This window comes from Hydrogenophilus thermoluteolus (assembly GCF_003574215.1).
GTDB lineage: Bacteria > Pseudomonadota > Gammaproteobacteria > Burkholderiales > Rhodocyclaceae > Hydrogenophilus > Hydrogenophilus thermoluteolus.
In genome coordinates, this window is sequence record NZ_AP018558.1 from 1,927,643 (window position 1) to 1,952,251 (window position 24,609).

18 protein-coding genes and 1 pseudogene are annotated in these 24,609 nt (G+C 62.8%); all 19 read right to left on the reverse strand.

The genetic code is table 11. From position 1 onward, the window contains the following. Positions 1-6: 6 nt before the first annotated feature. The 19 genes and pseudogenes from HPTL_RS09380 to gyrA all read right to left on the reverse strand — a co-directional run bounded on the left by HPTL_RS09380 (position 7) and on the right by gyrA (position 24,598). Positions 7-690 (reverse strand): protein-L-isoaspartate(D-aspartate) O-methyltransferase, encoded by a 684-nt coding sequence (locus tag HPTL_RS09380; RefSeq protein ID WP_119335743.1) that lies wholly within the window; start codon positions 688-690, stop codon positions 7-9. Between the two features lie 11 nt (positions 691-701). Further along, entirely contained in the window at positions 702-1,439 is a 738-nt protein-coding gene (surE, locus tag HPTL_RS09385; RefSeq protein ID WP_119335744.1) for a 5'/3'-nucleotidase SurE, read from the reverse strand. A 54-nt stretch (positions 1,440-1,493) separates the two neighbouring features. After that, complete coding sequence (locus HPTL_RS09390) at positions 1,494-2,240, reverse strand: tRNA threonylcarbamoyladenosine dehydratase (protein WP_119335745.1); 747 nt, start codon at positions 2,238-2,240, stop codon at positions 1,494-1,496. Continuing rightward, positions 2,210-3,166, reverse strand: a complete 957-nt coding sequence (locus tag HPTL_RS09395; protein WP_119335746.1) for an MBL fold metallo-hydrolase — start codon at positions 3,164-3,166, stop codon at positions 2,210-2,212. The genes HPTL_RS09390 and HPTL_RS09395 overlap by 31 nt, the downstream gene beginning before the upstream one ends. Positions 3,167-3,171: 5 nt before the next feature. Next, on the reverse strand, positions 3,172-3,633 hold the full coding sequence (gene ssb, locus HPTL_RS09400) for a single-stranded DNA-binding protein (RefSeq protein ID WP_119335747.1): 462 nt from the start codon (positions 3,631-3,633) through the stop codon (positions 3,172-3,174). After that, the gene (locus HPTL_RS09405; RefSeq protein ID WP_119335748.1) at positions 3,617-4,852 is read right to left on the reverse strand and encodes an MFS transporter; all 1,236 of its coding nucleotides are present in this window, start codon (positions 4,850-4,852) and stop codon (positions 3,617-3,619) included. Before HPTL_RS09405 ends, ssb begins: the two co-directional genes overlap by 17 nt. A 78-nt stretch (positions 4,853-4,930) precedes the next feature. Further along, the gene (locus HPTL_RS09410; protein WP_119335749.1) at positions 4,931-6,397 is read right to left on the reverse strand and encodes a glutamate synthase subunit beta; all 1,467 of its coding nucleotides are present in this window, start codon (positions 6,395-6,397) and stop codon (positions 4,931-4,933) included. Between the two features lie 291 nt (positions 6,398-6,688). Further along, positions 6,689-11,099: pseudogene (locus HPTL_RS09415) on the reverse strand (glutamate synthase-related protein); the annotation flags it as partial. A gap of 66 nt (positions 11,100-11,165) precedes the next feature. Continuing rightward, positions 11,166-12,056, reverse strand: coding sequence for a cysteine synthase CysM (gene cysM / locus HPTL_RS09420; protein ID WP_119335751.1), 891 nt, complete (start codon positions 12,054-12,056; stop codon positions 11,166-11,168). Positions 12,057-12,073: 17 nt separating this feature from the next. After that, positions 12,074-13,258, reverse strand: a complete 1,185-nt coding sequence (locus HPTL_RS09425) for a hypothetical protein (protein ID WP_119335752.1) — start codon at positions 13,256-13,258, stop codon at positions 12,074-12,076. 3 nt (positions 13,259-13,261) lie between these two features. Continuing rightward, positions 13,262-13,540, reverse strand: coding sequence for a LapA family protein (locus HPTL_RS09430; protein ID WP_119335753.1), 279 nt, complete (start codon positions 13,538-13,540; stop codon positions 13,262-13,264). Between the two features lie 9 nt (positions 13,541-13,549). Continuing rightward, positions 13,550-13,846: an integration host factor subunit beta gene (locus HPTL_RS09435; RefSeq protein WP_119335754.1), complete on the reverse strand. Its 297-nt coding sequence runs from the start codon at positions 13,844-13,846 to the stop codon at positions 13,550-13,552. A gap of 12 nt (positions 13,847-13,858) precedes the next feature. Next, positions 13,859-15,565 (reverse strand): 30S ribosomal protein S1, encoded by a 1,707-nt coding sequence (rpsA, locus tag HPTL_RS09440; protein ID WP_119336167.1) that lies wholly within the window; start codon positions 15,563-15,565, stop codon positions 13,859-13,861. Between the two features lie 34 nt (positions 15,566-15,599). Then, positions 15,600-17,591: a bifunctional 3-phosphoshikimate 1-carboxyvinyltransferase/cytidylate kinase gene (locus tag HPTL_RS09445; RefSeq protein ID WP_119336168.1), complete on the reverse strand. Its 1,992-nt coding sequence runs from the start codon at positions 17,589-17,591 to the stop codon at positions 15,600-15,602. 8 nt (positions 17,592-17,599) lie between these two features. Next, positions 17,600-18,517 carry a prephenate dehydrogenase gene (locus HPTL_RS09450; RefSeq protein ID WP_197713669.1) on the reverse strand — a complete coding sequence of 306 codons (918 nt, stop codon included), beginning with the start codon at positions 18,515-18,517 and terminating at the stop codon, positions 17,600-17,602. Beyond that, the gene (gene hisC / locus HPTL_RS09455) at positions 18,514-19,626 is read right to left on the reverse strand and encodes a histidinol-phosphate transaminase (protein WP_408610120.1); all 1,113 of its coding nucleotides are present in this window, start codon (positions 19,624-19,626) and stop codon (positions 18,514-18,516) included. Before hisC ends, HPTL_RS09450 begins: the two co-directional genes overlap by 4 nt. Before the next feature lie 90 nt (positions 19,627-19,716). Further along, positions 19,717-20,823: a prephenate dehydratase gene (pheA, locus tag HPTL_RS09460; protein WP_119335755.1), complete on the reverse strand. Its 1,107-nt coding sequence runs from the start codon at positions 20,821-20,823 to the stop codon at positions 19,717-19,719. A gap of 33 nt (positions 20,824-20,856) precedes the next feature. After that, positions 20,857-21,957, reverse strand: coding sequence for a 3-phosphoserine/phosphohydroxythreonine transaminase (gene serC / locus HPTL_RS09465; protein ID WP_119335756.1), 1,101 nt, complete (start codon positions 21,955-21,957; stop codon positions 20,857-20,859). A 61-nt stretch (positions 21,958-22,018) separates the two neighbouring features. Then, on the reverse strand, positions 22,019-24,598 hold the full coding sequence (gyrA, locus tag HPTL_RS09470) for a DNA gyrase subunit A (protein ID WP_119335757.1): 2,580 nt from the start codon (positions 24,596-24,598) through the stop codon (positions 22,019-22,021). Positions 24,599-24,609 lie beyond the last annotated feature (11 nt).

Consider the following 24,609-nt stretch of genomic DNA (forward strand, 5'->3'; position numbering starts at 1 on the left):
GTTCTCCTATTCCACGCCGGCAACGAGCGGCACGAACCGCACCGGCTCGACGGTTTCTGCCACCCACTGCCCATTTTTCTGCTGCCAGACCGTCAACCACTGCGCCGTCTCGTCCCCCATCGGCGCAACGATCCGGCCGTGGGGCTCCAGCTGTTCGAACCACGCCGCAGGAGGCTTCGCGCACGCTGCCGCAACGAGGATCGCGTCGAACGGCGCCGCTTCCGGCAACCCCGCAGCGCCATCTCCCCACTTCAAGCGCACGTTGGCGAACCGAAACGGTCGCAGGTTGGCTTTCGCCTGTTCGAACAGCGCCTGGATCCGCTCCACACCGAACACCTCGGGGACCAAATGGGCGAGCAGGGCCGTTTGATACCCACACCCCACCCCGATTTCGAGCACCTTGTTCGGCTGCGGCGGGGCGAGGAGCAATTCCAACATCCGTGCGACGATATAGGGTTGTGAGATGGTTTGTCGATGTCCGATCGGCAACGCGACATTCGCATACGCTTGATATTGGAGCGCCGCATCGACGAACCGGTGGCGCGGCACTTGACGCATCGCGTCGAGCACGCGCGGATCACGAATTCCCTCGGCTGCCAACTGCTGCACCAGCGCGTCGCGTTGGCGGCGAAACGGCGCATCGCCACGCTCCGTTTCGTTCGCTTCCTGCCAACGCAACTGATGGGCCATGGGCTGCTTCCTTACGCCAGCCACGCGCGCAGCGCGTCGATGCCCTCGTAATCGGTGAGGTCGATCTGGAGCGGCGTCACCGAAACGTAGCCTTGTTCCACCGCATGGAAATCGGTACCCGGTCCGGCGTCGGCCGCTCCGCCTGCTGGGCCGATCCAATAGACGGTCTCCCCCCGCGGATTGGTTCCCTTGATGAGCGGCTCCGCCTTGTGGCGCCGCCCCAGCCGCGTGACTTCGATCCCTTTGATCGCCTCGAGCGGCAAGTCGGGAACATTGACGTTCAAAAGCACCCGACCCAACGGGTTCGCTTGCGCCCGCGCCACCAACTGGGCGGCAATCGCCGCAGCCGCCACGAACGACTGCGGATTCTTACTCACCAGTGAGATCGCCAACGAAGGCACCCCGAGCAGATACCCTTCCATCGCAGCGGCGACGGTCCCCGAATAGATGGTATCGTCGCCCATGTTCGCCCCGAGGTTGATCCCGGAAACGACCATATCCGGAACGACGTCGAGCATGCCGGTGACCGCCAAATGGACGCAGTCGCTCGGTGTGCCGTTGACGAACCAGAACCCATTGGGCGCGCGCCGCAGCATGAGCGGACGGTCGAGGGTGAGGGAGTTGCTTGCGCCACTGCGGTCGCGCTCCGGAGCGACCACCGTCACCTCGCCGTACGCACGCAGTGCTTGTGCCAATGCTTCGATACCCGGGGAAAAATAGCCGTCGTCGTTACTGATCAGGATCCGCATCGCGCTCTCGAATCAGGGAAAAGGCCCTTCTTTCGGGAATCTTACCATAGGCGCTCAGCGCGCAATGAGCCGGTCGAGCATCCATTGGGCGGCGGCAAAGCCCATCGCTCCGGTCACGGTGACCACCGAACCGTAGCCGGCACACGCCAGTCCCGCAGCCGCGTCACAGGCAGCGCCGCGCACCATCGGTTCGTCGCTGAAAACGACCTTCACGCCCATTTTGCGCGGCGCGCGGGGAAAACCGTAGAGGCGCCGCAGACGGCTACGCACCTTCGCAAGCAACGGATCTTGGATCGCCGACGCGAGATCGGCACAGCGAATCCGCGTCGGGTCGCGTTTGCCGCCGGCAGCGCCCGCTAGGATCAACGGGGTGCCGCTTTCCCGCGCCCAACAGGCAAGGGCAACCTTCGCCTTGCCGTCGTCGGTCGCATCGATCACGCCATCGGGCGCCTCGGCAAGAAGCGTCGCGACATTGTCCGGGGTCACGAACGCATCGACCGGACGCACGTCAAGCTCAGGCGCAATCTGAGCAAAACGTTCGGCAAGCGCCGTCACTTTGGCCATCCCGCAGGTGGTGCGCAGCGCCTGTACCTGACGGTTGAGGTTACTTTCGACGACCACGTCCATATCGATGAGCGTGAGGCGTCCCACGCCGCTACGCGCCAACGCCTCGGCCGCCCACGAACCGACACCGCCCAGACCGACCACCGCCACGTGCGCGTCAGTGAGGCGTGCCACACCTTCAGCGCCAAAGAGGTTGGCGAGCGCCGTCAGACGGCGCGGACGGTCCGATCGCGCCAAATGCCCAACCCCTGCGCGTTCAATTCGAGATCCCACGCGAGGAACTCGAGTAACATCTCGCCGGTAAGCGGCCACCCTTGGCGTTCCCCCTCTTCGAGCATCAACGCCCGCAGCCCCTCCAAGATCTCGAGGTGACGCGTCGTCCCCTCGCCACGCGCCGAACGGGCGATCCCGACGTACGCATCGACCAAGCGGTTGTGCTCCGCAACCAGACGCGCCACTTCGGTCACCCCGCCAAAATGGGTGAGGTACGCCTTTTCCGGCGCAAGCGCGGCGATGCGGTTCGTCGTCGCCACGAGCGCATCCGGGTCGAACTCGCTTGGCGTCGTGGTCGGGACCACCGTCGGGCGCCCCTCGACGTCGAGCTCCCGGTACGACAACCCCAACGTGTCGCCCGTAAACACGATCCGCGCCGTTTCGTCCCAATAAAAGAGGTGATGGCGCGCGTGTCCCGGCGCGTCGAACGCCACGATGGTGTGATCGCCAACGGTGAACCGCTGACCCTCCGTTGCCGGGATCACCCGCTCTTCGGGCACGGGCATCAGGTAACCGTAGAGCGCAAAGGCTTGCGCTTCACCGTAGACGGCACACGTTGCCTGCCACAGGCGCGAAGGGTCGATCAGATGGCGCGCGCCGCGCGGATGGACCACCACCTGCGCGTTGGGAAGCGCAGCCAACAACTGCCCCGTCCCCCCCGCATGGTCGAGGTGGATATGGGTGAGAAAAAGATAACGGACCGCTTCCGGCGCGATTCCGCTTCTGGCCAGAGTTTCCAGGTAACGCGGCAACGCGCTATTGACGCCCGTATCGAAGAACGCCGCTTCGTTTCCCGCTGCCAAGAGATAGACTGCAGCGAGATTGGAGCGAAGATAACCGGTATCGATCGTGGCAACGCCACGATCGTCCCACACCACCGTTTCGGACATAATCGTCAGAACGGGATATCGTCGTCGGCAAAGCCATTATCGACGAACGGCGCCGCCGCGGCACTGGGCGCGCCAGACGGTTGCGCAGCCGGAGCTGCCGCCGGTTGCATCGGCACGTCGCCTTCGCTGCCCCCGCGCGAACCCAGCATTTTGAAGGTATCGCCACGGATTTCGGTCGTATAACGCTCTTGTCCGTTCTGGTCCGTCCATTTGCGCGTGCGGATCGACCCCTCGATATAGACGGGCGAGCCTTTGCGCAGATACTGCGCGGCGACCTCCGCCTGCCGCCCGAAGAAGACGACGCGGTGCCACTCGGTCTGTTCGCGCATCTCACCGGTTTGCTTGTCACGCCACCGTTCCGACGTCGCCACTGAGAGATTCACCACCGGCTCACCGCTGGGCAGATACCGCGTTTCGGGGTCGCGCCCGAGATTACCGACCAGAATGACTTTATTGACCGATGCCATGATTTGCCTCCTCGATGCCCTCTGCCGGGGGAGAGAGCCGTTGCGCGGAAGCATACCACAAAACCCCTGCCAGGGCGCAGGCAAGGAAGAGCGCACCACGCCCCCAGTGTTGCGCTACCCAACCGCCGAATGCTCCGCCCGCGAAAAGCCCCAACGACTGCAGCGTGTTATAGACCCCCAACGCTGCCCCTTTGTATCGCGGTGGTGCCACTTTCGAAATCCACGACGGCTGGGTCGCTTCGAGCACGTTGAACGCGACGAAAAAAAGCGTGAGCGCTACACCCAACGACCACAGGCCGCTGCGGTCCGGGAAAAAGGCCAACAGGGCGAACCCCAGTTGCACCGCGACCAGCAACAGCACCGCCCCCCGATAGACCGCAGCGATTTTCCCCCGCTTCTCCGCGAGGATCACCAGCGGCACCATCACGAGCAACGCGACCACCACCGCGACCGCATAGACCTGCCAGTGGGCCGATACCGGCAACCCAGCCTGTGCGACCAACAGGGCGGGAACGACTACCCACATCGCCATCTGAACGAAGTGCAGGCAAAAGACGCCGAAATCGAGACGCAGCAAGCGGGAATCCCGCAAGACGACCGCAAAACCCCGGCGTTCCGCTTCCCCGTGCGACGCACTGTGCGTTGGGGCTGGCGGCGGCGGATTGGGCACTCCGCGCGCCACCATCACGAGCGCCAGCACTCCCATCACTGCGGTGAGGAGAAAGATGCCGCGCATCCCGATCACCCCGTAGAGCCACGGCGCCACCGCCAGCGACCCCGCAAACGCCAACCCGATCGACGCCCCGATCATCGCCATCGCGCGCGTGCGAAACGTTGGAGCGGTCAAATCGGCGACGAGCGCGGTCACTGCGGACGAAATCGCTCCGGCCCCTTGAATCGCGCGCGCCGCAACCAGCCAATGCACGGTCGGTGCCCACGCCGCTAACACCCCACCGAGCACGAACAGCACCAACCCAAAATAGATGATCGGTTTGCGCCCCCAACGGTCGGATGCCCAGCCAAGCGGCAGCAAAAGCAGCGCTTGGGTCAGCCCATAGACCCCCAACGCCAGCCCCACCGCCGACGCCGAATCGCCACCCGGCAAATGGCGAGCGTAGTCGGCAAGCACCGGTAATACCAAAAAGAGCCCCACCATACGGAGCGCAAACACCCCCGCCAGGCGAACTGCGACCTTTCGTTCGTCTTGCGTATCCGTCATCACCCCTCCACAAATGACAAGGGCGCCCCCTCATCCAAAGGGTAGGCGCCCTGATTGGGTAGCCTGCCTAGGCAAGAATCACCGCGGCAGGATCGACGTTCCCATCAGCGCCTCGTCGACGGCCCGTGCGCACTGCCGCCCTTCGCGAATCGCCCAGACCACGAGCGATTGTCCGCGGCGGCAGTCCCCCGCGACGAAGACACCAGGTACGTTCGTTGCGTAGGCGTTGGGCCCATCGGTTGCCGCAGCCGCGTTGCCGCGCGCGTCCTTTTCGATCCCGAACGCATCGAGGAGTTCCTGCGCCGGATGGACGAACCCCATCGCCAAGAAGACGAGGTCGGCAGGCAGTTCGAATTCGCTGTCGGGGATCTCGACCGGCTTGCCGCTCGACCAGTCGAGCCGCGCCAAGCTAATCGCTCGCACGCGCCCGTGCTCGTCCCCCAGGAACGCTTTGGTCATCACCGCCCACTCGCGGACGACCCGCCCCTCTTCGTGCGAGGTCGAGGTCCGCAGTTTGTGCGGCCAATAGGGCCAGGTCACGAGCTTTTCTTCCTTTTCCGGCGGTTTGGGCAACAGTTCGAGCTGGGTGACCGAAAGCGCCCCTTGGCGCAGACTCGTCCCGGTACAGTCGGCGCCGGTATCCCCGCCACCGATCACGATCACGTGCTTGCCTTTGGCGTCGATGGGATTGGGTTGATCCCCCGCGACCGCTTTGTTTTGCGGCGTAAGGAACTTCATCGCGAAATGGATGCCCGCAAGCGTCCGCCCCGGCACGTCGAGATCGCGCGGCACTTCCGACCCGACCGCAAGGACCACGGCGTCGAACTGCGCCCGCAATTCTTCTGGAGTGATCGACTCGGTGGCGTCGTCGTTCACCGCTTCGGGCAACGGCGGCCCGACACGCACGCGGGTGCGAAACACCACCCCTTCTGCCTCCATCTGCGCGATCCGGCGGTCGATCTGCCACTTTTCAAGTTTGAAGTCGGGAATCCCGTAGCGCAGCAGCCCCCCGATGCGGTCGCTCTTTTCGAACACGGTAACGCTGTGTCCGGCACGCGCCAACTGCTGGGCACACGCCAGCCCTGCCGGGCCCGAGCCGACCACCGCGATCTGCTTTCCGGTCTTTTCACGCGCCGGTTCCGGAACGATCCAGCCGTGTTCCCAACCGGTATCGGCGATATACCGCTCGATCGATTTGATACCGACGGGGTTGTCGTCGAGGTTGAGCGTGCAGGCCGCCTCGCACGGTGCCGGACAGATGCGACCGGTGAATTCCGGGAAGTTGTTGGTGCTGTGCAGCACCGTCACCGCCTCGCGGACCTTACCGCGATAGACGAGGTCGTTCCAGTCAGGGATGAGGTTGTTCACCGGGCAGCCGTTGTTGCAGAACGGGATCCCACAATCCATGCACCGCGCACCTTGAATCTTCGCCTGTTCGTCGGTGAGGCGATGCACGAACTCTTTGAACGATTTGACCCGCACCTCGGGCGCTTCGTACGCCTCGGAAATGCGCGCAAATTCCAGAAAACCGGTTGGTTTACCCATCGTTGTTTTCCCTTATCGATCAAGCGGACTGCGTTTCCCGTGCCTGCGCCATCTCGCCGAGTGCGCGACGGTATTCGTGCGGGAAGACCTTGACGAAACGGCTCCGCCAGTGACTCCAGTGGGCCAAGATCTCTTTCGCGCGGCGGCTGCCCGTGAAATGGGCATGCCGCTCGATCAACCCTTTGAGGATCAATTCGTCACCCATCGTCAGGTGGTCGATCGCGACGAACCCGTGCGACTCGAGCTCTGGGCCGCAGTCACACTCGGCGCGCGCAGCGATCTCGTCCGGCAACGGTTCCAGCGCCACCATCGCGAGGTTGCACCGCTCCGCAAACGTGCCATCCTCGTCGAGGACGTAAGCGATGCCACCGGACATCCCGGCGGCGAAGTTGCGTCCGGTGCGCCCCAAAACGACCACTGTACCCCCGGTCATATATTCGCAGCCGTGATCGCCCACCCCTTCGACGACCGCGACGGCGCCCGAATTACGGACCGCGAAACGCTCACCGGCAACGCCACAGAAATAGGCTTCCCCTTCGATCGCCCCGTAGAGCACCGTATTCCCAACGATGATGTTTTGGGTCGGTTCTCCCCGGAACTCGGGCGACGGACGCACGATCACGCGACCGCCCGAAAGCCCTTTACCCACGTAGTCGTTCGCTTCACCGATGAGATCGAAGGTGATCCCGCGCGCGAGGAACGCCGCGAAGCTCTGGCCCGCGGTGCCGCGCAACGTCACGTGGATCGTATCGTTCGGCAGCCCTTTGTGGCCGTAGCGCTTCGCCACCTCCCCGGAGAGCATCGCCCCGACGGTACGGTTGACGTTGCGCACCGGCAGGTCGATGCGCACGGCGTCGCCCCGCGTCAGCGCCGGTTGCGCCTCGCGGATCAACTGATGGTCGAGCGCTTTCTCGAGCCCATGATCCTGCGTTTCGCAGTGATAATGGGGGGTTTCGCCGTAGCCCTTGGGCTTGGCGAGGATGCGCGAAAAGTCGAGCCCTTTGGCTTTCCAATGGTCGATCGCCGGGCGCATCTCGAGGAGTTCGTGCGCTCGGCCGATAAGCTCGTCGAAACGGCGCACCCCGAGTTCGCTCATCAACTGCCGCACCTCTTCGGCGACGAAGAAGAAGTAGTTGATCACGTGCTCGGGCTGACCGACGAAGCGGCGGCGCAGTTCCGGGTCTTGCGTTGCCACCCCCACCGGACAGGTGTTCAAGTGGCACTTGCGCATCATGATGCACCCTTCGGCAACCAACGGTGCGGTGGCAAAGCCGAATTCGTCGGCGCCCAACAGCGCCCCGATCACCACGTCACGCCCCGTCTTCATCTGACCATCCACTTGCAGTCGCACCCGACCACGCAAGCGGTTGCGCACCAACGTCTGCTGCGTTTCGGCCAGGCCAAGCTCCCACGGCGTCCCCGCGTGCTTGATCGACGACAGCGGCGACGCGCCGGTGCCGCCGTCGTGCCCGGCGATCACGATGTGGTCGGCTTTCGCCTTCGCCACACCCGCTGCAACGGTGCCGACCCCCACTTCGGAGACCAGTTTCACCGAGATCGACGCGTTCGGATTGACGTTCTTGAGGTCATGGATGAGCTGCGCCAGATCCTCGATCGAATAGATGTCGTGGTGCGGCGGCGGCGAAATCAATCCGACCCCCGGCACCGAGTGGCGCAGGAAGCCGATGTACTCGGAGACTTTGTGCCCCGGCAGTTGCCCGCCTTCGCCCGGCTTGGCCCCTTGCGCCATCTTGATCTGGATCTGGTCGGCATTCACCAAGTATTCGGTGGTCACTCCAAAGCGGCCTGACGCCACCTGCTTGATCGCAGAGCGCAGGCTATCCCCCGCTTTGAGCGGAATATCCCGCACGACGCGGTCTTTGCCGAGCACTTCCGCGAGTGTCGTGTCGCGCGTGATCGGGGCAAACCGCGCCGGGTCCTCCCCACCCTCGCCGGTGTTCGATTTCCCGCCGATGCGGTTCATCGCGATCGCAAGCGTGGTGTGCGCCTCGGTCGAAATCGAACCGAGCGACATCGCGCCGGTTGCGAACCGTTTGACGATTTCGCTCGCTGGCTCCACTTCGTCGAGGGGCACCGGCTCGGCCGCTTTCTTGAACTGGAAGAGCCCGCGCAAGGTCATCAGCCGCTTCGACTGATCGTTGATGATCTTCGCGTATTCGGCGTAGGTTTCGAACTTGCCGGTGCGCACCGCGTGTTGCATCTTCGCGATCGCCTCCGGCGTCCACATGTGCTCTTCGCCGCGATGGCGCCACGCGTATTCCCCGCCGACGTCGAGCATCTTTTCGAGCGTCAGATCCTTGCCGTACGCCGCTTGGTGCATGCGGATCGCCTCTTCCATGATCGTGAAGAGGTCGATCCCTTCCACCTGACTGACCGTCCCGGTGAAGTATTTGTCACACACCGCTTGCTGGATCCCCACCGCCTCGAAGATTTGCGCCCCGGTATAGGACATGTAGGTGGAGATCCCCATCTTCGACATCACCTTCATCAGGCCTTTGCCTACCGCCTTGATGAAGTGCTGGATGTATTTCGCTTCGAGCGCTTCGTCGCCATTGGCGAGCTCTTTGAGCGTCATGAGCGCCAGGTAGGGATGCACCGCCTCGGCACCGTACCCGGCCAAAACCGCGAAGTGGTGGACTTCACGCGCCGATCCGGTTTCGACCACCAACCCGGTGCGGGTGCGCAACCCTTTGTTCACCAGGTGCTGATGCACCGCGGAGAGTCCAAGAAGCGCCGGCACCGCGACCCGTTCGCGATCGACTTTGCGGTCGGAAAGGATCAGGATGTTGTACCCATTGAGCACCGCATCCTCGGCTTGCGCCTGCAGCGACGCCAAGAACGCTTCGACCGCCTCTTTGCCCCAGGAAACGGGGTAGGTGAGGTCGAGCTCGAAGCTCTTGAAGCGGCCGTCGGTGAAACGGGCGATCTCACGCACCTTCGCCATCGCGGCAAAATCGAGCACCGGCTGCGGCACTTCGAGCCGGTACGGCGGGTTGATCTCGTTGAGTTCGAGGATATTGGGCTTCGGCCCGATGAACGAAACCAGCGACATCACCAACTGTTCGCGAATCGGGTCGATCGGTGGGTTGGTCACCTGCGCGAACAGTTGCCGGAAGTAGTGGTAGAGTGGCTTCGGTCGGTTCGAGAGCACCTCGAGCGGCGCGTCGTTGCCCATCGACCCGACCGCCTCTTCACCCGTTTTCGCCATCGGCTCAAGGATGAATTTCAGGTCCTCGTGGGTATAACCGAACGCCTGTTGCAGATCGAGGATCGGCTGTTTGCTCAAACCCGCGGCGATCGACGACGCGCCGGGCACCGGCAACGAGTCGATATGGATGTTGATCCGCTCCAACCACTCGCGATACGGTTTGGCGTTGGCAAGCGTCGTCTTCAACTCTTCGTCTTCGATGATTCGCCCTTGCGCCATGTCGATGAGGAACATCCGCCCCGGCTGTAGCCGCCATTTGCGCACGATCCGCTCTTCGGGGATCGGCAAGACTCCGGCTTCAGAAGCCATCACCACGACGTCGTCGTCAGTGATCAGATAGCGCGCTGGCCGCAACCCGTTGCGGTCGAGCGTCGCACCGATCTGGCGACCGTCGGTGAAGGCCACCGCGGCAGGGCCGTCCCACGGCTCCATCATCGCCGCGTGGTATTCATAGAACGCACGCCGACGCGGGTCCATTCTGGTATGCGCTTCCCATGCCTCTGGGATCAGCATCATCATCGCGTGGGCGAGCGAATAACCGGCCATCACCAGGAGTTCCAGCGCGTTGTCGAACGACGCCGAATCGGACTGTCCGGGATAGATGATCGGCCAAAGTTTCTCCAGGTCGTGCCCCAAGAGCGTAGAAGAGACTCCGCGTTCGCGCGCGCGCATCCAGTTGTAGTTGCCGCGTAGCGTATTGATCTCGCCGTTGTGGGCGATGAAGCGGAACGGGTGCGCCAACCGCCATTCCGGGAAAGTATTGGTCGAGAAACGCTGATGCACCAACGCCAACGCCGATTCGCAGCGTGGATCGACGAGATCCCGGTAGTACTCGCCCACTTGATGCGCCAACAGTTGCCCCTTATAGACGACAGTGCGCGCCGAGAACGACGGGACGTAGAACTCTTTGGCGTGTTCGAGCTTGAGCGACAGGATCGCGTTCGCCGCGCGGCGACGGATCACGTAAAGCTTGCGCTCAAGCGCATCGGTCACCATCACGTTGGGGCCGCGTCCGATGAAGAGCTGGCGAATCACCGGCTCTTTCGCCTTCACCGCGGGCGACATCGGCATTTCGTGATTGACCGGGACGTCACGCCATCCGAGCACCACCTGCCCTTCCGCGACGACAGCGCGCTCGAGCGCCTCTTCACAGGCACGGCGTGCAGCGGGCTCCTTGGGCAGGAAAATCATTCCGACGCCGTACTCTCCCGCCGGCGGCAAGGTCACCCCTTGCTTCGCCATCTCTTCGCGGTAGAGGCGATCGGGAATTTGGATCAGAATGCCTGCGCCATCGCCTTGCAGCGGATCGGCGCCCACCGCGCCGCGGTGATCGAGATTCTTGAGGATCTCGAGCCCTTGCAAGATGAATTCATGGCGTTTCTCACCGCGGATGTGGGCGACGAAACCCACCCCACAGGCGTCGTGTTCGAGATGCGGGCGGTAGAGCCCTTCTTTCCAATCGTGCTCGGACATCGTGCTTCCTTCTGAGTGCGGATCGAGCCAAAAGACGGACAAACCAATCTATTTTAGCGCAATCCGTCAAGCAGGGAAAACCCCAGTTGACAAATACCGATCCCCCCGATCACAAACGATGAACACGATCACCGCATCGGACAGAGTTTCCGCGATGCGCAGCGTCACCGCCAACGCGCCGCCCGAAGAGATTCCCGCAAAGATCCCCTCTTCGCGAGCCAAGCGCCGCGTCATCGCCTCAGCCTCGGCTTGCGAGACATACTCCAGCCGGTCGACGCGATGGGGCTCAAAGATTTTCGGCAAGTACTCCGGCGGCCACTTGCGGATCCCGGGTATCTGCGAGCCCTCGTCCGGTTGGCACCCGATGATCTGGATCGCCGGGTTTTTCTCTTTGAGGAAACGCGACACCCCCATGATCGTTCCCGTGGTCCCCATACTGGAAACGAAATGGGTGATGCGTCCGTGGGTCTGTTCCCAAATCTCCGGCCCGGTCCCGGTATAGTGCGCGAGAGGATTGTCTGGGTTCGCGAACTGGTTGAGGATGATCCCTTTGCCCTCACGCTCCATCTGCTCCGCGACGTCGCGCGCCAACTCCATCCCCCCATCCTTGGGCGTCAGGACGAGCTCAGCGCCAAACGCGCGCATCGTCTGGCGCCGTTCCACGCTCTGGTTTTCCGGCATCACCAGGATCATCCGGTACCCGCGAATCGCCGCCGCCATCGCCAACGCGATTCCGGTGTTGCCGCTGGTTGCCTCGATCAGGGTGTCGCCAGGCTTGATCCGGCCACGCGCTTCAGCCTGCCGGATCATCGAGATCGCCGGACGATCTTTCACCGACCCGGCGGGGTTGTTCCCTTCCAATTTCGCCAGGATCGTATTGTTCTTGCCAGCGGTAATCCGCTGCAACCGAACCAACGGTGTATTGCCCACAAACGCTTCGATCGTTGGAAATTCCATCTTTGGTTCCTGTGTTGTCATTGCGCTCGACTCCCCTCAAAAGCCACCGTTCGCCGTGGTGGGAACGTCCCCCACTCGCCACATGCGGGGCAGCGCCAATGGTGCTGCTTGGCTTTGAACCCACACTTTTGGCAATGATAGCGCGCCAGCCGCTCCACATACCCATGCACCAGCGAACGGACCCGATCGACCTCGACCCGCCACCCTTCCGGCACCATCCAGACGACAAGGCGCAAATAGGCGTCCAGCACCATCAAGTCGGGCGATACCCGCATCGCTTCCTGTAAACGGCGAAACGCCTCATCGGCAGAACCGCACTGCAGCTCCACATCGACGTACCGCGCCCAGGCGTCGATCTGCGGAAAACGCTGAAACCATCGGCGAACGACCGGCAAGACCGTCGGCCACTGCTCGACGGGCAGCGCACTGAGCCATTTGTCCAGCACCAACGCCAAGCCGTCGGGGTGGATGCGCTCGATCCGCTCCCAAACAGAACGAACACCAGCTTCGTCCTGGGTGGCGAGGCGCCACTCCCCTTCGACCAGTAACGTCCGGAGCGCCTGTCCGCCCCCTGCCTCGCACGCGGCTCGCCAATGGTGCGCCACCGTCGCCCAGTCTTCGCGGGAAATCGCTTCCTGGGCCAGTTCACAGTGCAAATGCATCTGCAAAAGTTGCGCGTGGGGCAACGCTTCCGGTGCCGCTTCGAGCAGCGCGAGACACTGGTTCCAATCGCGTTCGGTTTGCAGGATCGCAACGAGCGCCGCGCGCGCCCAGCCATCGCGCGGACCGCCCAGCATCTGTCGGTACGCCGCTTCAGCCCGATCCAAAAAACCCGCCCGATGGTAGTCGAGCGCCAGCTCCGCGATCACCTCGTCACGCTGCTGTGCCGTCAACTCGGATCGCGCCGCAAGCGCCCGATGAATCGCGATCGCCCGCTCGTACTCGCCCCGGTCGCGCATCAGCGCCGCCAACGCAAGTTGCAGTTCGACCGGTCCCGGGTGGAGTTCGGCCGCAGCAAGTAAGGCTTCGAGCGCTTGATCCCGCCGCCCGTGCAACAGGTGGTTGAGCCCCGTCAGGTAGGCGCGTGGGAGTTGACTCGCCGCTCGTGTCACCGCACGGAGATCGATCCGTCCGGCGATCCAACCCAAGGCAAAAAAAAGCGCCCCAATGAGGAGCGCGTACCACCATTGATCCCAGATCATGCGTCAGTGCGTCTCAGGAGTCATAAGCTGCTGCCGAGACAAGCAGGCCACTTCCCGCCGGGCGCGCCAGAGCTGCCACCGCTGACGCAACGCCGCAGGGAAAAAGAGCAAAAGCGTGAGAACCACCCCCAACGCAAATGCCCCCACGAGCAACCAAACGAGCGGCACCTCGCCCTGCCAGATCAACGCGTGAAAAAAGACGTTGTGGTGGTTGCGAAACGCAAGCGCGCCCACGACCGCGAACACCACCACGAAGAGGACGAGGATTATCAGCCGCTTCATCACTGCTCCTTAATTATTTCCCGATTTTGCCGCATCGACCCGCTCGCGCAGCGTCTTGCCGGGCTTGAAATGCGGTGACCATTTCGCAGGCACCGCAACCACTTCACCCGTTTTCGGGTTACGCCCCATCCGCGGCGGCCGACGGTGCAGCGTGAAGCTCCCGAAGCCGCGAATTTCGATCCGCCCACCCTTGGCGAGCGTATCGCACATCGTCTGCAACAACACGCGCACCGCGGTGTCGACATCCTGCGGAGGCAATTGGGAAAACTGAGCAGCCAATGCCGCGATCAGCTCGGATCGTGTCATGGCTGCGCCAATTTACCGTTTCTGCTCGTTCAGCTTGGCTTTGATCAGGTCGCCAAGCGTCGCCGGCGCCGCAGGCTGTTCGGCAGCGATCCGGTTCATCGCTTCGTCTTGCTCGGCCTGCTCTTTCGCTTTCACCGACAACTGAATCGAGCGGTTCTTCCGGTCGACGTTGGTGATCACCGCTTCGATCTCGTCGCCCTCTTTCAACTCTTGGGTGAGGTCGTCGACCCGATGGATCGCGAACTCGGAAGCGCGCAGGTAGCCTTCGACTTCGTCGTCGAGCTGGATCACCGCCCCCTTCGGCTCGACCGACTTCACCTTCCCTTTGACGACGGTCCCTTTCGGATTCATCGCAATGTAGTTGGTGAAGGGGTCACCCTCGAGCTGCTTGATCCCAAGCGAAATCCGCTCCCGTTCGACGTCGATCCCCAACACGACCGCTTCGACCTCGTCGCCCTTCTTGTAGCGGCGCACCGCCACTTCGCCAGGTTCGGTCCAAGAAAGGTCGGAAAGGTGCACCAGCCCATCGATCCCCCCTTCGAGACCGACGAAAACCCCGAAATCGGTGATCGATTTGATCTGACCGCGCACTTTGTCGCCCTTTTGATGGTTGTGCGCGAACTCTTCCCACGGGTTCGGCTTGCACTGCTTGATCCCGAGCGAAATCCGACGGCGTTCTTCGTCGATTTCGAGCACCATGACCTCGACTTCGTCGCCCACTTGGACCACTTTGGTCGGATGGATATTCTTGTTGGTCCAATCCATCTCGGAGACGTGCACCAACCCTTCGATCCCCGGTTCGATCTCGACGAATGCACCGTAGTCGGTGAGGTTCGTGACCTTACCGAAGAGACGGGTCCCCGCTGGATAACGGCGCGCGATGCCCACCCACGGGTCGTCACCGAGCTGCTTCATGCCAAGCGAAACGCGCATCTTCTCGCGGTCGAACTTGAGCACCTTCACGGTGACTTCGTCGCCCACCGAGATCACTTCGGACGGATGGCGAACACGACGCCAAGCGAGGTCGGTGATATGTAGCAGCCCGTCGATGCCACCCAGATCGACGAACGCACCATAATCGGTGATGTTCTTGACCACCCCCTGGACCACTGCGCCTTCTTCCAGCGACTCGAGGATCCTCTCCCGTTCGCTGCCCATCTGCTCTTCGAGCACGGCGCGGCGCGAAACGACGATATTGTTACGTTTGCGGTCGACTTTGATGATCTTGAACTCGAGCTCTTGCCCTTCGAACGGCGTGGTGTCACGCACCGGGCGGATATCAACGAGAGAACCCGGCAAGAAGGCGCGCAGGCCCATCACATTCACGGTCAAACCGCCTTTGACGCGCCCTGTGACCCGTCCGGTTACGGTCCGACCCTCTTCGAAGATGCGCTCGATCTCGTCCCACGCTTCCAGCATCTTCGCGCGGCGACGCGACAGACGGGTTTCCCCATAACCGTCTTCCAGCGCTTCGATCGCCACCTTGACGAAGTCGCCAACCTTCACCTCGAGTTCGCCGTTCGCGTCGAGGAACTCTTCTTTTGGAATGTAGCTCTCCGACTTCAGCCCGGCGTTCACGACGACGAAGTTGTCGTCGATATCGACCACTTCGGCCGTGATCACTTGCCCAGGACGGAACTCCTGCATCAGGCTCTCTTCGAAGAGCTGAGCGAAACTTTCGTTGGTGGTTGGTTCAGCGACTGCGGTAACAGAATCCATGTTGCGTTTGTCCAAAATGTGAAAAAAGTTTGATTTACCCCACACGTACGGCATCGCTCACGGCACATGCCGTACGCACCCACTCGAGCACCGTCGCGACCGCCTCGTCGATGGTCATCGCCGTGGTATCAAGTTGCCGCGCATCCGGTGCTGCTTGCAACGGAGCCACGGCGCGCGCCCGATCTTGGGCATCGCGCGCCGCCAGTTCCCGACGCAATTGGTCAATGTTAGCATTGAATCCTTTTGCGATCAACTGCTTATAACGCCGCTCGGCGCGCACCTCGGGCGACGCGGTGAGAAAGACCTTGACGCACGCGTCCGGAAAGACGACACTGCCCATATCGCGCCCGTCGGCGACCAGCCCGGGACGCCGCCGACTGGCGCGTTGCAACGCCAGCAACGCGTCACGCACCGCAGGCAGCGTCGCGATGCGCGACGCCGCGCACGACACCGCTTCGGTACGGATCGCATCCCCGACATCGACCCCATTTACCGCAACCCCACCGTCCCGAAATTCGAGCCGTGCGGTGCCAGCCAGCGCAACGAGCGCCGCAGGGTCGTCGAGTGCGACACCCTTTTCCAGTGCCAGCCATGCGAGCGCCCGGTAGACGGCCCCGCTGTCGAGGGTGTGCCAACCCAACGCGGCTGCGACCCGCGCCGCGACCGTTCCTTTCCCCGACGCACTGGGGCCGTCGATCGCCACTACAGGCACCGGACGCACGATCGCCCGATAACACGCCCAATAGGTGGGAAAAGTTTTGTTCACGCACGCCGGGTCGAGAATCCGCTGGTAGCAGTCGCCAAACGCGGTAAGCGACATCGCCATCGCCATTCGGTGGTCGTCGTACGTGGCAATCGTCGCAGCGCGCCACGTCGCAGGTGGCGTCACCTCGAGCCAATCGTCGCCACAAGCGACCGTTGCACCCACTTTGGTGAGCTCGGCAGCCATCGCCGCGATCCGGTCGGTCTCCTTCACCCGCCAACTGCCGATCCCCGTCAAGCGGCTTGTCCCGTCACCGAAGAGCGCAAGCGCTGCCAAAGTCATCGCTGCGTCGGGGATCGCGGTCGCATCATAGGTCAATGCCCGCAGCCGTGGCGCGGCTCCGCCCATCGGATCGAATCCTTCGGGCGCCGCGGCTTCGATCCAATTCTCCCCTTTGCGCACCCGCGCACCCATTTGCGCGAGCGCGTCGGCAAACGCGACATCGCCTTGAACACTCTTTTCCCCGACGCCGACGACGCGCACGGGCCCACCCCCCAGCGCTCCGAGCGCCAGAAAGTAGGAGGCCGACGAGGCGTCTCCTTCGACGTACCAGGTTCCAGGAGAACGGTAGCGACTGCCTGCGGGAACGACGAAACGCTGCCACCCCTCGCGATCTACCGTCACCCCGAAGTGCGCCATCAGCGCAATCGTCATCGCCACGTAGGGTTGGGAAATGAGCGTCCCGTCCACCTCGATCACCGCCTCTTGTCCCAAGAGCGGCGCGGCGATCAGCAACGCGGTGAGGAACTGGCTCGAGACGTTGCCGCGCACGCGGGTGACCGCAGGTGCCGCAACGCTTTGGCGTTCACCGATGCGAAGTGGCGGATATCCCTGCGTCCCAAGGTAATCGATCTGACACCCCCACCGCGCCAGAGCATCGACCAAATCGCCGATCGGGCGTTCGCGCATCCGCGCCACACCGTCGAGGCGGTAATCCCCTCCCAGCACCGCGAGCGCCGCAGTCAGTGGCCGAAACGCGGTACCCGCGTTCCCCAGAAAGAGCGACGCCTCGCGGTTGGGGAAACGGCCACCACAACCTAGGACGTCGAGCGCGCCGTCCGGTTGCGGTTGTAACGTGACGCCCAGCGCTGTGAGCGCTTCGCGCATGCGTGCGGTATCGTCTGCATCGAGCAGGTCGTAAAGACGGGTTGTGCCGTGCGCGAGTGCCGCCAACAACAGCACGCGATTCGAGATGCTTTTGCTGCCGGGCAATTGAACCGTTCCTGCCGCGGCACACGCGGGCGGCAGATCCAGATGTGGAATGCGTTCGCTCACTCCGGCCCCTCCGTTGCCCGTTCGCGCGCCACCGCCCAACGATTACGCGCTTCGCTCGCCGCGGCGAACAGACGATAGAGCCCATCTCCGTTGCCACTCATCAAGAGCGCTCGGATCCACGCCAGTTCTGAGAGGTATTCGTCGAGCTCCGCGAGGATCGTCTGTCGGTTGGCCAAGCAGATGTCGCGCCACATCTCCGGGTGGGAACCGGCGATGCGCGTGAAGTCACGAAACCCCCCCGCGGCGTAATCGAAGAGCGTCTCGGCGTTGGCGCGCCCCGCCAATTCGTGAACGAGCGCGTACGAGAGCACATGAGGCAAATGGCTCACCGCCGCAAAAACACGGTCGTGCTCCTGCGGCGTCATGGTCCGAACTTCCGCGCCGCAAGCCGCCCAGAGCGCGGTCACGCGCGCCACCGCTTCAAGGTCGTTTTCCGGTAGCGGCGTCAGTACCACCTTGCGGTCGACGAAGAGCGCGGCGTCGGCCGCGTCGGGGCCACTTTGCTCCTTTCCCGCGATCGGATGCCCCGGCACGGCACGCGCCAGATGATCCGGCAAATCGAGGTAGAACGCTTCGACGACGTTTTGTTTGGTGCTTCCCGCGTCGGTAACGATCGTCTCTGGAGCAAGATGCGGTGCGATCGTCTGCACGATCGTCCGCGTCTGCCCAACGGGCATCGCCAAGAAGACCAAATCGGCGCCAGCCACGGCCGCTTTCGGTTCGGTCGTACCCCAGTCGATCACGCCAAGGCGCTGCGCGCGCTCCAGCGTCGCTTCGCGGCGCCCCAGACCCACTACCTCGGCAACGAGACCCGCGCGTTTCAGCGCCAATGCAAACGACCCACCGATGAGGCCGACGCCCACCACCACCAACCGCTTGAGTGACGCCGTTGCTCGCGATTCCGGATTGCTCACGACCGCTCCTTTAGGATCGAAGCAAGCGCAGCCAAAAACTGCGCATTCTCTTCCGGCAACCCAACCGAGACCCGAAGCCACTGAGGCATCCCATAACCGGCAATCGGCCGCACGATGATGCCGCGGTCCAACAGCGCGTCATTTACCCGCGCCGCATCGCCGACCCGAACCGCGACGAAGTTGCCTTTCGACGGCAGGTAGGACAAACCCAGCGCCTCGAACCCTTCGGTCAGCTGCCGCAACCCCTCGCGATTCACCGCGACACTCTCCGCCAAAAAGCGCGTATCCGCCAGCGCCGCGGTCGCAGCCGCGAGCGCGAAGCTATTGACGTTGAAGGGCTGTCGGATGCGGTTCATCGCATCAGCAACCGCGGGGTCTGCCACCGCGTAACCGACACGCAAACTGGCCAGACCGTACGCTTTCGAGAAGGTGCGCGTCACCACCAGATTGGGAAAGCGTTCGAGCCACGCGAAACTGTCGTAGCGGTCGGCGGGTTCAAGGTATTCGGTATAGGCTTCGTCCAGCACGACGAGCACGTCTGCGGGGACGCGGTGCAAAAACCGCTCGATAACCTCCCCGGGCACGAAGGTGCCTGTTGGGTTGTTCGGGTTGGCAACGAAAACGATACGGGTATCCTCGGCGATCGCTTCAGCGATCGCGTCCAAATCGTGGCCGTAATCCCGCGCGGGCACGACGATCGCTCGCGCCCCCAACGCTTGGGTCACCAAGGGATAGACTGCGAACGCATATTGGGAGAAGACCGCACTCGTTCCCGGTTGGAGCACGAGCCGCGCCACCAGCTCCAGCACATCGTTGGAGCCATTCCCCAAGACGATTCGTTCCGGTGCCAGTCCGAAACGTTCGGCAAGCGCTGCTTTCAACGCAAAACCATTGCCGTCGGGATAGCGTGCTCCGTCGGCCAACGCCGCGCCTACCGCAGCCATCGCTTTCGGGCTCATCCCCAGCGGATTTTCGTTCGATGCCAATTTGATGATCCGATCGGGATCCAGACCCCGTTCCCGCGCCAACTCTTCGATCGGTTTTCCGGGCTGATAGGGGGCAAGCGCTCGAATCGCTGCGGGGACATGCGGCAATACCGATCGCTGCACCCCGCTCGTCTGTTCCTGGTGTGGTCGATTGGTCACGTGTCACCTCACTGGGTTGTTGTCATCATGAAAAGGAAGCTGCCGTGCAGACGCTCAGGCGATTGCGGCGGGATAGGAACCGAGTCGTTTGACGAATGCGGCACGCTCCTCGAGTTCCGCCAACGCCTGTGCCACCTCCGGGTCACTTTGATGCCCTTCGATATCGATGAAGAAGACGTACTCCCAAAGCCCCCCTTTGGCTGGCCGCGATTGGAGTTTCGTCATCGAGACACCATGTTTGGCCAACGGCTCCAACAAACGGTGCATCGCTCCTGGGCGGTTCGGCGCGGAACAGACGAGCGACGTCTTGTCCTTGCCCGAAGGCCCGGCGTCGTGCTTCGCAATCACCAGAAAGCGCGTCGTATTGTTGGGGTCGTCCTCGATGTTGTGCGCGAGGATCGGCAACCCGTACCGTTCTGCCGCCGCCGCACCGGCAATCGCCGCGCCGTCGGGGTCTTCGGCCGCCATCCGCGCCGCCTCGGCGTTGCTCCCCACTGGGATCCGGGCCGCGTCGGGAAGATGGAGGTTGAGCCACTCATGACATTGCGCTAAACTCTGCGCGTGCGAATAAACCCGCTTCACCGCCCGCAGCGACGGAACCTGTCCCATCAAATGTTGGTGGACGCGCAGCAACGCCTCGCCGCAGATCTTGAGGGGGTGCAGAAGCAGCAGGTCGTGGGTCACCCCAACCGCCCCTTCGGCCGAATTTTCGATCGGGACAACCCCATAGTCGAGGTTGCCCGCTTCGACCTCGCGAAAGACTTCGTCGATCGTGGTCATCGGGTGGAAATGAGGCGCCGAACCGAAGTGTTTGCGTGCCGCCATCTCAGAGAACGTTCCCCAAGGACCGAGGAACCCGACTTGCAGCGGCTGTTCGAGCGCCAGACACGCCGACATCACCTCGCGAAAAATCACCCGCACCGCTTCGTTCGGCAGGGGTCCGGGATTCGCGGCGATCAGGCGGCGCAACACGTCGGCCTCTCGCTCAGGACGGTAGATGACCCCCTCGCCTTTGAGCGCACCGATGCGCCGGGCGCATTCGCCCCGTTCCGACAACAGACGCAAAATTTCGGCATCGATCGCGTCGATCCGCTGCCGCACCGCTATGAGTTCCCGCTCCCGCCACGCCGGGTCTTCGGTTGCTTTCTCCGACGCCTCCATGATCATCCGCTCCCTACCAGTTCCCATCAGCCGTCAAGCGGTGTGGCGCGCGGCAAAATCGTGTAGGAACGCCACCAACGCGTCGACCCCCTCTTCGGGCATCGCGTTGTAGATCGACGCCCGCATCCCGCCGACCATTTTGTGTCCTTTGAGGTATTTGAGCCCAGCCGCGTCGCTCTCGTGCAAAAACCGTTCGTTCAGCGATTCGTCCCGCAACCGGAAAGGCACGTTCATGCGGCTGCGCCACGGCACCTCGACTCGATTCTCATAGAGCGGCAGCGCGTCGATTGCAGCGTAGAGTTTTTCCGCTTTCCGTCGATTGACCGTTTCGATCGCCGCAACACCGCCTTGCGCCTCGAGCCAGGCAAACACGAGGTTCGCCACGTAGATCGCGAAGGTGGGCGGGGTATTCAACATCGACTGGTTGGCGTCCTGCGCCGCGTACTGCATCACCGACGGCGTACCCACCCACGGGTCGTTGATGAGGTCACGGCGCACGATCACGATCGTCACCCCAGCGGGGCCGACGTTCTTTTGCGCCCCCGCGTAGATCAAACCGAATTGGCGCACATCGATCGGCCGCGACAACAGGTGCGAACTCATATCGGCGACGATCGGCACGCCTGTGGCGGCAATCGCGTCGAGATCGAGCCATTCGACGCCATGAATCGTTTCGTTGGTGCATACGTGCACGTAACTCGCGTTGGGATCGAGGTCGAGCTCGTCGGCACGCGGCGCCCGGGTGAACCCGCTCTCTTCGGTAGAACCCGCGAGCCGCACCTTTCCCCCCAACGCCGGCGCCAACCGCAAGGCTTCGCGGTAGGCCTTTTGTGACCACGCGCCCGTGACGATGTAATCGGCGGAACCCCCACGCAAGAGGTTCATCGCTACTTGCGCGAATTGCAACGTCGCGCCACCTTGTAAAAACAACACCGCGTAATCGTCTGGAATCGCCAAAAGCTGGCGCAACCGAGCCTCCGCTTCATCCCGCACCGCAGAAAAGTGCGGCCCGCGGTGGCTCACTTCGATCAGACTCGACCCGATGCCGTGCCAATCCAAAAGTTCGCGCTGCACCTGTTCGAGCACGGGTTGCGGCAAAGTCGCCGGCCCGGCACTGAAATTGAATACCCGCATCGCACCACCCCTCACCGTGTTTCTCGTTATCCCGCTCCGTACTTCCTACTTCCCTTTCCGGTTACCCGTCACATTCGTCCGTTTCGCCGTTTGGCCCTTGCGCGACTTTCACCACCGCCGCCAGACGGTCGTTGGCGTCGAGCGCCATCAACGTCACGCCTTGGGTTGCACGCCCCAATTCGCGGATGTCATCGACTCGGGTCCGAATCACGACACCGTTTTGGGACATCAGCATTACCTCATCCCCGGGGCGCACCAGACATGCGCCGACCAATTTGCCGTTGCGGGCACTCGTCTGAATCGCGATCATCCCTTTGGTGCCGCGGCTGTGGCGGGTGAATTCGGCAACCGCGGTCCGCTTGCCAAAGCCGTTTTCGGTCGCCAAAAGCAGACTCGCATCCTCGTCTGGCTGCGCCACCGCAACCATCGCCACGACCCGCTGCCCCTCTTCCAGCTGCATCCCGCGCACCCCGCGCGCTTCCCGACCCATCGGACGCACGTCGTGTTCGGAAAACCGCACCGCTTTACCGGCGTCGGAAAGCAGCATCACGTCGGCATCACCATCGGTGATCGCTACCCCGATCAGGCGGTCGCCGTCGTCGAGCCCCAACGCGATGATGCCCGCTTTACGCGGATTGGCGAACGCATCGAGCGCAGTTTTCTTCACCACTCCTTGCGCTGTGGCAAAGAAGACGAACGCGTCGCTGGCAAACGTTTTCACCGACAATACCGCCTGGATCTGTTCCCCAGGCTGGATCGGCAGCAAATTGACGATCGGCTTGCCACGGCCGGTCCGCCCCCCTTCGGGCAGATCGAACACGCGCAACCAGTAGACCCGCCCACGGCTCGAAAAACAGAGCACCCAGTCGTGGGAGTTCGCAACGAAGAGCTGTTCGGCAAAATCGTCCTCTTTGGTGCTCGCCGCCAATTTTCCACGCCCGCCGCGCCGTTGCGCGCGATAGTCGTCGAGCGGCTGCCGCTTGACATACCCCGAATGGGTCAGCGTCACCACGGTTTCGTGCGGCGCGATCAAATCCTCCAATCGGATTTCGTCCGCTTCGGTCACGATCTCGCTGCGCCGCGGGTCACCGAAACGCGCTTTCACGTCACGCAACTCGTCGGCAATGATCGCAGTCACCCGCTCACGCCGCGCCAAAATATCGAGCAGATCGGTGATGCGGTCGATCACCTCGCGGTATTCGTTGAGGATCTTCTCCTGCTCGAGACCGGTAAGCCGCTGCAAGCGCAACGCCAGGATCGCGTCGGCTTGCGCTTCGCTCAACCGATACCCCTGTTGTGCCAACCCGAACTCGGCAGGCAACCCTTCCGGCCGGTAGGCACGGGCGTCGGCAACGGCACGCGAGAGCATCTCCTCGACCAGAGGCGAGCGCCAACGGCGCGACAGCAATGCCGTTTTCGCCGCAGCAGGCGTAGGAGACGCCTTGATGAGCGCGATGATCTCATCGACGTTCGCCAACGCCACCGCCAACCCTTCGAGGATATGGGCGCGCTCACGCGCCTTGCGCAGTTCGAAGACCGTGCGCCGCGTCACCACCTCACGCCGGTGGTCGAGGAAGCACTCGACTAATTCCTTGAGATTCAGCGTGCGCGGACGCCCGTCGACGAGCGCGACCAGGTTCATCCCAAAGGTGTCTTGCAATTGCGTCAATTTGAAAAGATGGTTCAAGACCACCTCGGGATGCTCGCCGCGCTTGAGTTCGATCACCACCCGCATGCCCGATTTGTCGGACTCGTCGCGGATTTCGCTGATCCCATCGATCCGTTTCTCATTGACGAGTTCGGCGATGCGCTCCAGAAGGGTCCGTTTATTGACCTGATACGGCAACTCGTCGATGATGATCGCCGGACGCTCGGATGCCCCCTTACCGATGGTTTCGAAATGGGTGCGTGCCCGCATCACCACGCGGCCACGGCCGGTGCGATAACCTTCCCGCACCCCTTCCAAGCCGACGATCAAACCAGCAGTGGGAAAGTCGGGTGCGGGAATGTAACGCATCAGGTCGTCGACGGTGAGTTCCGGGTTTTCCAACAGCGCGAGACAACCATCGACCACCTCGCTCAAATTGTGCGGCGGGATATTGGTCGCCATCCCCACGGCGATACCGCTTGCGCCGTTGATCAGCAGATTGGGCACACGCGTTGGCAACACCAACGGTTCGCGCTCGGAGTTGTCGTAGTTCGGCCCGAAATCGACGGTCTCTTTGTCGATATCGGCCAGCAACTCGTGCCCGATACGCGCCATGCGAATTTCGGTGTAGCGCATCGCCGCGGCGGCGTCACCGTCGATCGAACCGAAGTTTCCTTGCCCATCGATCAACGGATAGCGCAGGCTGAAATCCTGCGCCATGCGCACGATGGTATCATAGACCGCGGAGTCACCGTGCGGGTGGTACTTACCGATCACATCCCCGACGATGCGCGCCGATTTCTTGTACGGCTTGTTCCAATCGTTACCCAACTCATACATCGCGTAGAGCACGCGCCGGTGGACCGGCTTCAAACCATCCCGCGCATCGGGAAGTGCTCGACCCACGATCACGCTCATCGCGTAATCGAGATAGCTGCGACGCATCTCCTCTTCGAGGCTCACCGCCAAGGTTTCACGCGCAATCGACTCCATACGGTACACTC

Bases quoted from the DNA above. Each gene is read 5' to 3' on its own strand.
- HPTL_RS09380 (WP_119335743.1), bottom strand. From the start codon at position 690: ATGGCCCATCAGTTGCGTTGGCAGGAAGCGAACGAAACGGAGCGTGGC.
- surE (WP_119335744.1), bottom strand. From the start codon at position 1,439: ATGCGGATCCTGATCAGTAACGACGACGGCTATTTTTCCCCGGGTATC.
- HPTL_RS09395 (WP_119335746.1), bottom strand. From the start codon at position 3,166: ATGTCCGAAACGGTGGTGTGGGACGATCGTGGCGTTGCCACGATCGAT.
- ssb (WP_119335747.1), bottom strand. From the start codon at position 3,633: ATGGCATCGGTCAATAAAGTCATTCTGGTCGGTAATCTCGGGCGCGAC.
- HPTL_RS09405 (WP_119335748.1), bottom strand. From the start codon at position 4,852: ATGACGGATACGCAAGACGAACGAAAGGTCGCAGTTCGCCTGGCGGGG.
- HPTL_RS09410 (WP_119335749.1), bottom strand. From the start codon at position 6,397: ATGGGTAAACCAACCGGTTTTCTGGAATTTGCGCGCATTTCCGAGGCG.
- cysM (WP_119335751.1), bottom strand. From the start codon at position 12,056: ATGGAATTTCCAACGATCGAAGCGTTTGTGGGCAATACACCGTTGGTT.
- HPTL_RS09425 (WP_119335752.1), bottom strand. From the start codon at position 13,258: ATGATCTGGGATCAATGGTGGTACGCGCTCCTCATTGGGGCGCTTTTT.
- HPTL_RS09430 (WP_119335753.1), bottom strand. From the start codon at position 13,540: ATGAAGCGGCTGATAATCCTCGTCCTCTTCGTGGTGGTGTTCGCGGTC.
- HPTL_RS09435 (WP_119335754.1), bottom strand. From the start codon at position 13,846: ATGACACGATCCGAGCTGATCGCGGCATTGGCTGCTCAGTTTTCCCAA.
- rpsA (WP_119336167.1), bottom strand. From the start codon at position 15,565: ATGGATTCTGTTACCGCAGTCGCTGAACCAACCACCAACGAAAGTTTC.
- pheA (WP_119335755.1), bottom strand. From the start codon at position 20,823: ATGGAGGCGTCGGAGAAAGCAACCGAAGACCCGGCGTGGCGGGAGCGG.
- serC (WP_119335756.1), bottom strand. From the start codon at position 21,957: ATGCGGGTATTCAATTTCAGTGCCGGGCCGGCGACTTTGCCGCAACCC.
- gyrA (WP_119335757.1), bottom strand. From the start codon at position 24,598: ATGGAGTCGATTGCGCGTGAAACCTTGGCGGTGAGCCTCGAAGAGGAG.